This window comes from Campylobacter sp. TJR-1 (assembly GCF_032840035.1).
GTDB lineage: Bacteria > Campylobacterota > Campylobacteria > Campylobacterales > Campylobacteraceae > Campylobacter > Campylobacter fetus.
Window position 1 is genome coordinate 60128 of record NZ_JAWIZX010000001.1, and the last position, 13408, is coordinate 73535.

15 protein-coding genes and 1 pseudogene are annotated in these 13408 nt (G+C 32.4%); 6 read left to right on the top strand and 10 right to left on the bottom strand.

The window, feature by feature from the left end:
• Positions 1-17 precede the first annotated feature (17 nt).
• The 5 genes from RVY88_RS00300 (at position 18) to RVY88_RS00320 (ending at position 5829) form a co-directional block, all read left to right on the top strand.
• The gene (locus RVY88_RS00300) at positions 18-920 is read left to right on the top strand and encodes a CDC27 family protein (RefSeq protein ID WP_317051235.1); all 903 of its coding nucleotides are present in this window, start codon (positions 18-20) and stop codon (positions 918-920) included.
• A 12-nt stretch (positions 921-932) separates the two neighbouring features.
• Positions 933-2729 carry a GspE/PulE family protein gene (locus RVY88_RS00305; RefSeq protein ID WP_002849566.1) on the top strand — a complete coding sequence of 599 codons (1797 nt, stop codon included), beginning with the start codon at positions 933-935 and terminating at the stop codon, positions 2727-2729.
• Positions 2726-3967, top strand: coding sequence for a type II secretion system F family protein (locus tag RVY88_RS00310; protein WP_002849567.1), 1242 nt, complete (start codon positions 2726-2728; stop codon positions 3965-3967). Before RVY88_RS00305 ends, RVY88_RS00310 begins: the two co-directional genes overlap by 4 nt.
• Positions 3968-4030: 63 nt before the next feature.
• A complete protein-coding gene (locus RVY88_RS00315; RefSeq protein ID WP_002849568.1) occupies positions 4031-4546 on the top strand; it encodes a PAS domain-containing protein in 516 nt (171 codons plus the stop codon).
• Positions 4547-4833: 287 nt separating this feature from the next.
• On the top strand, positions 4834-5829 hold the full coding sequence (locus tag RVY88_RS00320; RefSeq protein ID WP_410494519.1) for a methyl-accepting chemotaxis protein: 996 nt from the start codon (positions 4834-4836) through the stop codon (positions 5827-5829).
• Between the two features lie 3 nt (positions 5830-5832).
• Here the strand turns inward: RVY88_RS00320 and RVY88_RS00325 are convergent, their stop codons facing one another.
• From RVY88_RS00325 to RVY88_RS00365, 9 genes and pseudogenes are all read right to left on the bottom strand, one after another.
• Positions 5833-6279: a GatB/YqeY domain-containing protein gene (locus RVY88_RS00325; protein ID WP_002849571.1), complete on the bottom strand. Its 447-nt coding sequence runs from the start codon at positions 6277-6279 to the stop codon at positions 5833-5835.
• Between the two features lie 2 nt (positions 6280-6281).
• Positions 6282-7160, bottom strand: coding sequence for a phosphatase (locus tag RVY88_RS00330; protein ID WP_162167434.1), 879 nt, complete (start codon positions 7158-7160; stop codon positions 6282-6284).
• Positions 7157-8263 carry a CCA tRNA nucleotidyltransferase gene (locus tag RVY88_RS00335; RefSeq protein ID WP_002849575.1) on the bottom strand — a complete coding sequence of 369 codons (1107 nt, stop codon included), beginning with the start codon at positions 8261-8263 and terminating at the stop codon, positions 7157-7159. Before RVY88_RS00335 ends, RVY88_RS00330 begins: the two co-directional genes overlap by 4 nt.
• A pseudogene (locus RVY88_RS09155) lies at positions 8223-8387 on the bottom strand (CiaD-like domain-containing protein); the annotation flags it as partial. The pseudogene RVY88_RS09155 and the gene RVY88_RS00335, both read right to left, overlap by 41 nt.
• 179 nt (positions 8388-8566) lie before the next feature.
• A complete protein-coding gene (locus RVY88_RS00345; RefSeq protein WP_002849577.1) occupies positions 8567-8818 on the bottom strand; it encodes a hypothetical protein in 252 nt (83 codons plus the stop codon).
• Entirely contained in the window at positions 8815-9885 is a 1071-nt protein-coding gene (gene leuB, locus RVY88_RS00350) for a 3-isopropylmalate dehydrogenase (protein ID WP_002849578.1), read from the bottom strand. Before leuB ends, RVY88_RS00345 begins: the two co-directional genes overlap by 4 nt.
• Positions 9886-9909: 24 nt before the next feature.
• A complete protein-coding gene (locus tag RVY88_RS00355; RefSeq protein WP_002849579.1) occupies positions 9910-10389 on the bottom strand; it encodes a 3-isopropylmalate dehydratase small subunit in 480 nt (159 codons plus the stop codon).
• Positions 10390-10431: 42 nt separating this feature from the next.
• The gene (locus RVY88_RS00360) at positions 10432-11031 is read right to left on the bottom strand and encodes a LysE family translocator (protein WP_162167433.1); all 600 of its coding nucleotides are present in this window, start codon (positions 11029-11031) and stop codon (positions 10432-10434) included.
• Between the two features lie 8 nt (positions 11032-11039).
• Entirely contained in the window at positions 11040-11654 is a 615-nt protein-coding gene (locus RVY88_RS00365; protein ID WP_011732046.1) for a LysE family translocator, read from the bottom strand.
• 109 nt (positions 11655-11763) lie between these two features.
• Between RVY88_RS00365 and RVY88_RS00370 the strand changes: the two genes are divergently transcribed.
• Positions 11764-12240 carry a DUF4405 domain-containing protein gene (locus RVY88_RS00370; RefSeq protein WP_162167432.1) on the top strand — a complete coding sequence of 159 codons (477 nt, stop codon included), beginning with the start codon at positions 11764-11766 and terminating at the stop codon, positions 12238-12240.
• Between the two features lie 36 nt (positions 12241-12276).
• Here the strand turns inward: RVY88_RS00370 and RVY88_RS00375 are convergent, their stop codons facing one another.
• Positions 12277-13326 carry a type II asparaginase gene (locus tag RVY88_RS00375; RefSeq protein ID WP_410494520.1) on the bottom strand — a complete coding sequence of 350 codons (1050 nt, stop codon included), beginning with the start codon at positions 13324-13326 and terminating at the stop codon, positions 12277-12279.
• Positions 13327-13408 lie beyond the last annotated feature (82 nt).

Sequence of the window (13408 nt, forward strand, 5' to 3'; positions counted from 1 at the left end):
CTTATGAAATACAAGAAATGGAAAACAAATGGAAAAAATATAACAGAAATAGAAATAAAAAACTATATATGTTATCTGCTACGATACTTATATGCTTAAGCATTAGTATATCTGCTGGGTATTTTATAGATCTATATATGAAAAAACAAAGCGATATGCTTCAAAATGAAATAGCAAATATAAATTTAAAAAAACACGTAAATGAACTAAAAGAAAAAGCAAAAATAGCTAAACAAAAGCTAGAACAACAAAGAGCTCAAGACGAAAAAGAGCTACTAGAACAAGCTAAAAAAGATGATGTAGGCTTTAATCTAGATATCGAGAAACAAACCACTCTAGATGAATCGTTGCCAAATCAGCAAACAAAGCAAAAAATAAAAGATATAAAAACTGCAGATAACAACAATGTCTTAATACCAAAAATCATCTCTCAAAACGCTTTACCAAATTTAAACGATTCTGAAATTACAAATCAGCGTATCATTTCTGATTTGCCTCTACCTCAAGATACTAAAATTTTGGAATTTTCAGAAACAAATCAGAGCGAATCAAATCAATATCAAAATCAGGCGCAAAATAAAAACCAAGCACAAAACAGCATAAAAATTGAATCTCAAACCATAAATATGTCAGTAGAATCTCTAAAATCTAAATTTGATAGTACGAATGATATAAAATACGCTATTTTACTAGCTGAAGAGTTTTACAAACAAAACGACTATGAAAATGCTATAAAATGGGCTTTTACGATAAATAGTATAGATGAAAACGAGGTAAAAGGCTGGGTTATCTTTGCTAAAGCGAAGTATAAAATAGGCAAAAAAGAAGACGCGCTAACAGTTCTTAATGCACTACAAGAGAAAAATAGATCAGCTAGCATAGAAGAGCTTATAGAGCAGATCAAAAAAGAAACTTTATAATGGTAAAAAAATATGAATGAAAAAAATGATATTTCAGGACCTGAGTTTTATCAAAACAAAAACGCCCAACTAAGTCAAATAGATAAACAAGTTTTACTCACTCTAATCAGAGATGGAAAACTCAGTCAAAACAATGCAAATGATTTAGAAACAAAGATAAACGCCAACAACATAAAAGATATTTTGATGGAGTATGCAAATATATCTTATGATGATTTTATAAATACTATTTTAGATCTTTATAGGCGCGATAGAGTAACTCTAAAAGATATTACAGACCATTTTTTATTAGATTTAGAGGAGTTCTTAAAAGATGTTGCAAAACAGTTTAGGCTGGAGTATTTAAATTTAGAAAACATCAAACTCAATTATAATCTCATTGAAAAAGTATCTGCGGTACAGCTAAAAAAGCTCGGTGCACTTCCTATAAAAGAAGATGAGATAAATGTATATGTTGCACTAAAAAATCCATTTGATTTAGACGCTCAAGATAGAATCGGTCATATTTTTAATAGAAAATTACTCAAAGTAGTAGTATGTGATCCAAATAACATAGATAAATACATGAGCAAAATAGAATTAAATGAGAGCGTAAAAGGCATAATCAACGAAATCAGAAAAGAACTCGGCAGCCAAACTACACAAGATAGCGATAGCAGCGGTATTTTAAAGCTCATTGAAACGATCTTAAGGATATCTATACAAAACAGAGCAAGCGATATCCATATAGAGCCTACAGAAACAAACTGTATCGTAAGAAGCCGGATCGATGGAATGCTCGCTGAGACTTTTGTATTTGATAAAGATATATATCCACCTTTAATAAGCCGCATAAAACTCTTATCAAATATGGATATAGCCGAACGTAGAAAACCCCAAGACGGGCGTTTTTCTGCTCATATATTAAACAGAGAATATGATTTTCGTATATCGACTTTGCCGATTTTAAACGGAGAAAGTTTAGTTTTAAGAATACTTGATAAATCCAAAGTGGTAATAAGCTTAGAAAATTTAGGTATGCGTCAACAAAATTTCTCTAAATTTACTCACTCGATGCATCAACCTTATGGCATAATTTTAGTAACAGGACCTACTGGAAGCGGTAAATCAACTACTTTATACGGTGCTTTAAACGATATAAAAAGCGTAGAAAAAAAGATTATTACCGTAGAAGATCCAGTAGAATACCAATTAAATATGATCCAACAAGTGCATGTAAACGAAAAAGCGGGTCTTACGTTTTCTGTAGCGTTAAGATCGATATTACGTCAAGATCCAGATATCATAATGATAGGAGAAATAAGAGATCAAGATACATTAAGAATCGCCATACAAGCAGCATTAACTGGTCACCTTGTATTTTCTACACTACACACAAACGATGCAATCTCAGCGATAACTCGTATGATAGACATGGGCGTTGAAAGCTACTTAGTAAGCGGAGCTTTGATAGCTATAGAAGCTCAACGTCTAATAAGAAAACTCTGTCCTCACTGTAAACAAAAAATAGCTCTATCTGCAAACATCATAAAAGACATACAAAAACAGCTTCCTAGCGAGTATCAATTTTATAAAAGCGTAGGATGTGAGCTATGTTCTCAAACAGGATTTTTAGGGCGTGAAATGATAAGCGAAATTTTGCCTATAAGTGATAAAATATCGTCTATGATAGCAAGTGAAGCTTCAAAAGACGAGCTTAAAAAAGTTGCATATGAAGAGGGTTTTACGGATATGTTTTATGATGGAATCATAAGAGCGGCAAACGGAATTACAACGATAGAAGAGATATATAGAGTAGCAAAAGTATGAAGATATATGAAGTAGAACAAATAATAAAAGCTAAACGCAATAAGATATATATAAAAGCTGAAAATAGAGTAGAAGCAAAAGAAACCGCTATGAAACAAAACAGAGGAATCGTAATAAAAGTAACAGAAACCAAAACTGTACCTCTTGATATGCAAATAAGCGAAATAAAACAAAAACTAACTCAAAAATTATTATATCCAAAGGTAAAAATACCAAATTTAGTAGCTTGTATAAGACAGTTAAGCGTTATGACAAATGCCGGTATATCAATACACGATAGTATAAAAGAGGTTATAAAATCAACAACGGATAAAAGGCTAAAACTAATTTTTGAAAATGTAAATGATGATTTAAACGCCGGAATGAGCATCACAGAGTCTTTAAATTTATATAGCGATGAACTAGGGAATGTTGTTATAGCAATGGTAAGACTTGGTGAAGAGTCCGGAAATATGGCAGAATCTCTACAAAAATTAGCTGAAATACTACAAGAAATTTGGGATAATCAAAGAAAATTTAAAAAAGCCATTCGATACCCTACTTTAGTTATTTGCGCTATAGCAATAGCTTTTGTACTGCTTATGGTGCTTGTAGTTCCGACATTTAGAGATATTTTTGAACAGCTAAATGCAGAACTTCCTTTGCCTACTAGAATACTCCTAAATATAGAATATCTTATTACAAACTATGGATTTATCTGCTTAGGAGGTATCGTTTTATTTCTATTTATCTTAACTAATTTATATAAGAAAAATGGAAAATTTAAAAATATATTTGATAAATATATTTTAAAAGTTTATCTAATAAAAAATATTATATTTTTTTCATCTATGAGTAGATTTAATCTCATATTTACTGAACTTGTTCGAGCAGGTATACCTATAAATGACGCTCTTGATACGGCTTGTGTGACGATTTCAAATTCATATATTAAAAATAAACTTTTAGGCGTAAAAGTAAATGTACAAAGAGGAAATCCACTAAATTATGCATTTAGCGAAACCAAACTATATGAAGGTATGCTTTTACAAATGATAAGTGCCGGAGAAAAAAGCGGTAGTTTAGACTCTATGCTTGAGAAAGTTACAGACTACTATAAAGAGAAATTTAATACTCTAATTGACAACATATCAAGCTATATTGAGCCGATACTACTCGTATTTATAGCTGCTACCATAATACTCCTTGGTCTAGGTATATTTTTACCGATGTGGGATATGGCGAATGCTGTAAAATAATAATATAACTTTAATATAACATATGATAATATTATAAACTTAAATTTATAATAAAGGAATCATATGAAAGACAGCCTCGGGCTATTAGAAAAGGATATAGATGAAGAGGCGTTTTTAGTCTCTAAAACAGACTTAAAAGGCGACATTACATACTGCAATCAAACTTTTTTAGAAGTAGTAAATTCAAAAAACAAAGATCTAATAGGAAAACATCATAACATAGTAAGACATCCAGATATGCCTAAATTTGTCTTTCAACTGCTATGGAAAAGAATAAAAAACAAACAAGAAATCTTTGCATTTGTTAAAAATAGAACTTTCGATCAAGCTTATTACTGGGTTTGCGCAAATGTTACACCATCCATTGATGAACACGGAAATATAATCGGCTACTACTCAGTAAGGCGCAAAGCAAGCAAAGAAGCGATAAAAACCATAGTCCCGATATATCAAAAAATGGTTGAATTGGAAAAAACAGGAGGCGTAGAAGCTTCTTCTAAATTTATAAATAGTTTTCTAACTCAAAACAATACCACTTATGATTGTTTCATAAATAATTTACAGCGTTCTAAAGGATAAAAATGTCAATATTTAGCAAAAATAGTAGTTTTGATGAAAAACTATATGAGCAAATTTTATATGTCGCTACTCAAGCTGCAAACGGAAAACTGGAAGCTAGGATTACAGATGTAGATAAAAATTCCAAACTAACACAAATAGCAGTATGTATAAACAATCTTTTAGATCAAATAGAAGCGCTACAAAGAGAAATCGATACAAGCATAAAAGCTTCAAGAAACGGACTTGAATATAGAAATATCTACACTCAAGGATTCAAAGGATTATTTAAAGTAAATGCTAAATCAATGAGCGAGGGCGTATCTGGGGTATTGGAAGGTGAAAAAGGCAAAATCAGAGGTATATTATCACAAAAATTATGTGAGTTAGGAAACGGAAACAAAGGTATAGCAGATATCAAAAAAGATCTTCAAAAAAGCGTAAAAGATCTAAATCAAGTAGTAAGCTCATCGCAAACAACGGCAACATTGGCGCAAGATAGCATAAAAAATGTTAATGAACTTTGCGTAAATTTTGATAATATAACAAAAAACTCAAATCAAACAACACAAACAATAAACCAAAGAGCGAATGAAATAAGCAATGTCATAAGTCTGATAAAAGATATCGCAGATCAAACAAATCTTCTTGCTCTAAATGCAGCCATAGAAGCAGCACGTGCAGGTGAGCACGGACGTGGATTTGCGGTTGTTGCAGATGAAGTTAGAAAACTAGCCGAAAATACTACAAAAGCTACAAACGATATCGATTTAAACGTAAATTTACTCTCTCAAGAAGCAGATGAGTTAAATAAGAACTCAGATATGATAAATAAAATAGCTCAAACTGCTACAAAAAATACGCAAGATCTAAAAGACGCATTAAGCAAATTTAGTTTTGATGCGCAAAATACCGCACAAATTGCAGAACTAACTCAAAACAAAACTATGGGAATTCTAACTAAACTTGATATCGTTATGTATAAAACAGCTGCGTATAACAACACTTTAAACCAGCTAGGATGCACTCAGGAACTATCAGATCAAGAATCAGATATCATAAATAATTACAAAAATAGTTTTGAATCTAGATTCACAAAGGATAAATTTTGCATTAAAACCAAAGAAGAACTACATGCCATAACAGATATGGTAAAGCAAAATGTTTCAGAGTCGAAATCAGGATATAATCTGCAAAATATAGACAAATTTATAAATCAATTTATAAAAATAGAGGATAAAAGCGCTACCATTTTCTCAAACATAGATCAAATGATAGCAAATAGTAGTCAGAACAAAAAATAATAATTATTTTGTCAGCATTTTTTTAGCACAATCACTCATTCTCTTGCCGTCGCAACTAGCGCCAAGCTCTTCTTTTGCAACTTTCATAAGTGCGCCTAGATCTTTAATACTAGCAAAATTATTTTTGCTTATTAAATTTTGTAGTTTTTCTTCAAGCTCACAGTCGCTTAGTTGCGTTGGCAAATATGAACTTATGATATTTACCTCTTCAAGCTCTTTTTGTTCTAAATCCTCTCTACCGCCTGCTTTATACTGAGAAGCAGACTCATTTCTACGCTTTATCTCGGTTTGTAAAATAGCAAAGATTCTCTCATCACTAAGAGTAATTCTCTCATCAACTTCGATCTGTTTAAAAGCTGAGCTAATCATTCTTAAAGTATCGCGACGAAAATTATCTTTTGATTTCATCGCCTCTTTTATATCATTTAAAATACGCTCTTTTACACTCATTTTTACTCCTTTAAATTTAATAATCCAAGCTTACTGGCTACTGCGATTCCTTCTCTTAACCCATCGTCTATAACTATATATGGAACGCTAAATTCTTCTAATATCGGTTTTAAAAGATAAATTCCGGCTATTACTAAAGAAGTCCTATTTTTACCTACTAAACTATCTTTGTCATTTGATAAAGATAGTTTTAATAGAGCTGCGTCAAAATCCTCAAGATCTAAAATAGCTCCATTTATCATTTTAGCGTCATAATTCTCATATTTTAGTCCAAGTTTTAAGGCAACCACGCTAGTTGGAACTCCAGACGTAAGAATAATATTTTTAAAATTAAATTTAGAAATAAAGCTAAAAGCATCTTGAATTTTATCTTTAGCGACTATTTTAAACTTTGCTTCATCGCTACAGCACTCCTCGCAAAACCTTACAATTCCAAATTTAAAACTCTTAAACTCATTTGCAAAACTTATCTCAGTGCTAGCACCGCCAAGATCTATCAGCAAAGATTCATCTATATGAAATCCAAGTTTCAAAGCTCTATTTTCCACACCCAATCTTGCTAATTTAGCCTCCAAATTTCCACTAATGATATTAAATTTAATACCAAAATCACGTTCAACATCATAAAAAAAATCTTTAGCATTTGATGCTAGCCTAAAAGCCTCAGTGGCAACTGCTATATGGCTATCATTTTTAAAATCAAACGTAACGATAATTTCACCAAGAGCCTCAGTAATACGCATTTTTGCTGCCATACTAAGACCTTCGCTGCTTAAATTTCTAGCTGAGCCGACTATCTTTTCATAACTTTGGGTAATCTCAAGATTATCATCCATAGCGCAAACTCGTATAGTATTTGAGCCAAGATCTATGCAGATCATCTTTTATCCTTTAAAAAAGCTTTAATTTCGAGTTCTTTTAACACTTTTAAATGCTCTCCTAAGTCCTTGCCTCTTAGATGAGATAACTTGCTTATATCGATATTTGGATTAAATGTTTTATCATAAAATCCTAAATCAACTGCCATTCTTACCCTATTTTTCGTATTTAACCCAAGCCAATTTGAAAGCGGCATACTTAATGCTATTTTCATCATTTCATATCTGCTAGCTCGCTTTAAAAACGGCTCGTTTATCAATTTTTTATAGAATTTACCGAGAGACAAACTATCTAAAATCTCTTTTGGATTTAATTTATAAAAGTTTATAAGATCATATAAAAAACTTCTTGAATCATGCGTTATATTGAAATGCTGCTGAACTATTTTACCAAAACTATCTGGTTCAAATTTAACTCCAAAAAGTCTTTTATCTAGCCCCAAATCGCTCAAAAGTTCTATTCCAAAAGTTTTATGAGGAGCTATAAAAAACTTTTCAAGTTCAGATCTGATTCTATCTTTGCTAAGATCGTCTATACTGATATTGCGCATAATTTTTAAGCTTTGCTCATCCGCTTTCAAACCAAATCTTGCAGCAAATTGCACTGCTCTTAAAACTCTTAAACTATCCTCGCAAAAACTATGTTTATCAACTATTTTCAAAATCTTGTTTTGTATATCTTTACGACCGCCCCAAAAGTCGAGTATTTCGCCATTAAATATATTGATCATCATAGCATTCATAGTAAAATCGCGTCTTTTACTCGCAATTTTTTCATCGTTACAGTATGAAACTATGAAAGCTTTATGACCTATTCCGTTCTTACTTTCAGTTCTAGGTAGGCTTATATCATAATTTTTATATTTATATACAAAATAGCTTTTTCCAACTCCAGTAGCACCGATATCATGCATAATATTTTCAAATTTGAAAGGATCTATATCATAAACTTCTATATCAAAATCAATATTTTTAGCTCCAAGAAGCATATCTCTAACGCATCCTCCAACAAGATAAGCGCGTTTAGTCCGGTGTTTAAGTATATTTTTTAGAGTGCTTAACTCGTTATTTTGAAAGATTTGTGAGACGATGTTCGATATTTGCAAGTGCGAATTCCAAAAATTTTATTGTCAAATCAAGCTTCAATTCCATATTGCTATTATCGGAACTATTTAAGCCTTCAAATAAAACGCCTATTCTCTCTTTTAAATTTTTTAGAAAAATAATTTCGCTATTTACGCTTTCATCCTTAAACTCAGGCTTAATAGTTGACTTATCATCGTTTTCAACTCTATTTGCAACAGATTCCTCAACGCTTACAATATCGCCGCGAATTTCATCTAATTTTTGTATCTTTTCAAGTTCAGCTGTAACTTCATCTATAGTAATTTTTGCGATATCTTCAAGTTTCATATTTTAACTAGCCACCTTTTAAATTCTCTTATGCCTATTTCGTCATCGGTTTTTAAATTTAGAAAAAAATCAAGCATCTGCTCATTTACATAAACATTTTTGCGTCTAAGACCGCTAAGACGTCTTACGGCCGACTGAGCTTCTTGATTGTGCGGCTCAGCTTTTAAAATGTTTTTATAAACTTCAAGGGCGTCATTTCTAAGCCCTTGATTTTCATAAATTAAAGCTTCTGTGATTGTATTTTTCATATCTTTTTTACGTAATCACTAATTATTGAGCCGATTTCACTTGTGGTACAAATTTCTTTAGCATCAAATTTAGCAATATCTTTTGTTCTATATCCATCTCTTAAAACAGCTCTTACGGCCTTTTCTATATCGTTTGCGGCTTCGTTTTTATTTAAAGCATATTTCAACATCATAGCTGCAGAAAGTATCATAGCTATAGGATTGGCAATTCCTTGTCCTGCAATATCAGGAGCACTTCCGTGTATCGGCTCATAAATTCCTACTTTTCCACCTATAGAAGCGCTTGGAAGAAGACCGATAGAGCCGCATATCATACTTGCTTCATCACTTAAAATATCGCCAAATAAATTCTCAGTCAAAATAACATCAAATTGGGCTGGATTTCTAACTAACTGCATTGAAGCGTTATCAACATACATAAACTCCAAACTCACTTCAGGATAATCTTTTGCTACTTTAGAAGCTACTTCTCTCCATAGTTGAGACGTTTCTAAAACATTAGCTTTATCTACTAAACAGACTTTTTTATCTCTTTTCATAGCAGCTTCAAAAGCGATTTTAGATATTCTTTCTATCTCTTGAGTAGTATAAACCATGGTATTAAAAGCTCTATTTGTATCTTTTTGTCTTGGCTCACCAAAATAAAGTCCCCCAGTAAGCTCACGAACTACAAGCAAATCTACGTTTTGTAATACTTCTGGTTTTAAAGTAGAAGCATTTATAAGCTCGTCAAAAATAAGCGCTGGACGCAAATTTGCGTACGCTCCAAGAGATTTTCTAAGCTTTAAAAGACCGCTTTCTGGACGAAGGTCTCTTGGCAAATTATCCCATTTTGATCCACCTATAGCCCCAAAAAGAACCGCGTCACTTTTTAAAGCAGACTCCAAAGTCTCATCAGGAAGCGGTACGCCAAATACATCTATAGCCGCTCCGCCCATCAAAAAATATTCGTAATTTAACTCAAATCCAAACTTAGCACTAACACTATCGAGTACTTTTATAGCCTCTTCTGCTATCTCTGGACCTATTCCATCACCTTTTATAACACAAATATTATATCGATTCATAAATGTTTTACCTTATTTTTAAATTTAATTTAGACTTTTTTTAGCATAATTAATAAGACCGCCAGATCTAACAAGCTCTTGCATAAATTCCGGAATCGGCTCAAATTTATACTCAGTTTTTTGAGTTAAATTTTTTATAATTCCACCGCTAAAATCAACTTCTAGATTATCTCCTTCACTTATATCATCAGTCTTTTGACACTCTAATATCAAAAGTCCCGTATTAAAGCTATTCCTATAAAATATCCTTGCAAAAGACCTCGCTATAACTACACTTATACCAGCAGCTTTTAAAGCGAGAGGAGCATGCTCACGGCTACTTCCGCAACCAAAATTTTCTCCAGCTACTATGATATCGCCTTTTGTGACTTTGCTATAAAAATCTTTATCCGCATCTTCCATAATATGTTTGGCTAATTCATCTGGATTGCTAGTATTTAAGTATCTTGCGGCTATTATTATATCTGTATCAATATTATCTTTAAATTTCCATACTTTAGACATACTTTTCCTTTAAAAATTTGGTCGATTATATCAAATTTAAACTTAAAATCGCTCAATTATCATCATAACTGCTATGATAGCTATCAAAACCGCACTTACTCTTTCTATCAGATAAGCTTTAGTTTTAAGCAGTTTTTTAAACGCGACTCCGCCAAGAGCATAGATATTAAAGTCTATGATTTCTATAAACATCAAGACGAGTATCATCATATACAGTCTTATACCAAAGGGCGAAACGCTATCTATAAAAAGCGGAAATAAAGCGGTAAAAAATGCCCACGCTTTTGGATTTGATACTGAGCTCATAAAGCCTTGCCAAAACAGAGCTTTAGAGCTTATATCTTTTGCTTTTTCATCAAAGTTAAATTTGCTTCCGAGAAACATTTTATAGCTCAGATACAAAAGATAAGAAGCGCAAATAACGGTAAAAATTTGAAAAAATATCGGAAATTTAGCCAACACCGCTCCTACTGAAACAGCGCATACAAAAGCGACTATACCAAGGCTTATCGTCGCTCCTGCCATCATAAAAAGCGTTTTTTTATATCCAACGCTCATACCAAGACTAAGAGCCAAAGTCATATTTAGCCCAGGAAGTAGTGAAATCACCCAAAATGTAGTTATAAAAAGTAGCCAGTCCATAATAACACCTAAAAAGATTTAAACACGTCAAAAAGCATCCAGACTCCAAGTAGTAAAAACAGCGTTGCGCTAATCTTATTTATGACTTTAAAGTTTGAACTAAAAAACTTCTTCACGCTTGAGCCAAAAGTAGCATAGATATTTGTAGCTGCAAACTCTATACAAGCTATGACTATGATAAACGCAGCAAAAGTAGAGTTAAAAGGATTATGAACATCCATAAATTTAGGCAATAAGCTTATCATAAATCCCCATATAATAGGATCGCCAAAAGAGCTTACGAATCCTTGAAAAACTATAGCTTTTGAACTTAAATTTCTAACATCTATCTTTATATTGCTATTTATTTTAGTAGCTAAAAACATCTTATAAGCTATAAAAAATAGATAAAACGCACCAAAAATCCTAAGAACAGTAAAGAAAAACGGAAATTTAGTTATCAAAAATCCTATCCCAATTCCGCTTAAAAACACGATAGCAGCTATACAAACAGTAGATGACAAGATAAATAAAAACGCTCTTTTATAACCTGCGCTAAGCCCGATAGTAAGCGCCATAAGCATATTTAGGCCGGGACTTAAAGCAGCCAAAAAGAAACTTGTGATAAATAAAATCCAATCCATAAAATTACCTCAATTTTTGCGTGGTATTGTATCAAAAACTTATATAAATTCACAACTTTTTAACACTATTTTATAATAATTTCATCAAATTTATAAAAAAAGGGAAAAAATGAAAGCATCAAAACCGATCGGCACGACAGCTACGATAGTTACGTTTATAGTAGTAGGAATAACCGGAGTTCTTATGTTTTTTGATATAAAATCTAGCGGTATAAAAGTTTTACACGAGTATATAGGTATGGCAATGGTGATAGCTTGTGTGCAGCATATAATGGCAAATTTAACACCGTTCAAAAAGTACTTCGCAGGAAAAAAACTGGCTATAATGGGAGTTTTATTTGCGGCGTCGGTAGTTTTTATAGCTGCTACACCAAATAATCCAAAACCGCCGCTTAAAGACGTATATCAAAACTTTACAAATCTAAATTTAAGTACTGCAGAGAAAATTTTCGGCACGAATGAAAGCTTATTTAATGAATACCTAAATAAAAACGGACTTAAATTTGAAGATATAAGCGTAAAAGAATTTGCCGCTAAAAACAATATAAAAGAAAATGATTTAGTAAAAAAACTATTAAATAAATAAAATCAAATAAAGCCCCAAATCAAGGGGCTGTATCGCTTAGTGAGTTAAAAAATACTCCCCAATCTTTTTAGGATCGCTTGTATTTGTTAAAGCTACCATCAAAAGCACTCTAGCTTTTGGAGCATTTAAATTATCACTTGTTAAAAATCCATATTTTGCATCGTCTATTTCACCCGGATTCATAGTCTCTCCGCTACCTACTCTACTATCTCTAACAACAATTACACCGTCTTTGACGGCTTTTGCTAAAGCTTCTAGAGCGGATGGGTATATGTTTCCATTTCCCATTCCTGCGTTAATTATACCCTTTGCTCCATTTTCAAGCGAAGCATTGACAAAATCAGGATTGTCATTTGAATGACTAAAGATTATATCCACTCTAGGTAAAGAGCTGATTTTAGATATATCAAAATCGCTATTTTTTGTATGTTTTCTAGTCGGCTGCATATAAAACTTAACGTTTCCATAGATAACGGTACCGATTTTACCGGTATTTGGAGAAACGAAAGTATTTACCGCAGTAGTGTTTGTCTTAGCGACTTCTCTAGCAGCGTGAATTTCATCGTTCATAACAACCAAAACACCTTTGCCTGCTGCTTCTTTATCAATTGCGACATTTACGGCGTTATATAGATTTAGCGGACCGTCACTGCTTAAAGAGTCTGAGTTTCTCATAGCTCCGACCATAACTATAGGTTTGTCGCTTTTAACGACTAAATTTAGAAAATAAGAGGTCTCTTCCATAGTGTCTGTTCCGTGAGTGATCACGATACCATCTACGTTTTTGCTAGCTAAAAGCTCATTTACGCGTTTTGCTAGTTTTAGCCAAACTTCGTTATTCATCTCTTGAGAGCCGATATTACTTACTTGCTCACCTTTTATCGTAGCTATTTCATTGATTTGTGGAACTGCAGCTATAAGTTTATCTACCGTAACCGTTCCTGAAGTATAGCCGCTACTAAGAGAGCTTGAAGAGCTGCCTGCGATAGTTCCGCCAGTAGCAAGTATATAAATAGTAGGCTTGGCAAACATAGCGGATATCGTAATCAGCATAAGTATAAACACCTTTTTTAAGCACATAGTTATCTCCTTTGATTTTAATTTAAAGTTTAAAATCTAGGATCCCAGTTTTTGCAATATAATTATACAATTTTATAATGATTTAGTC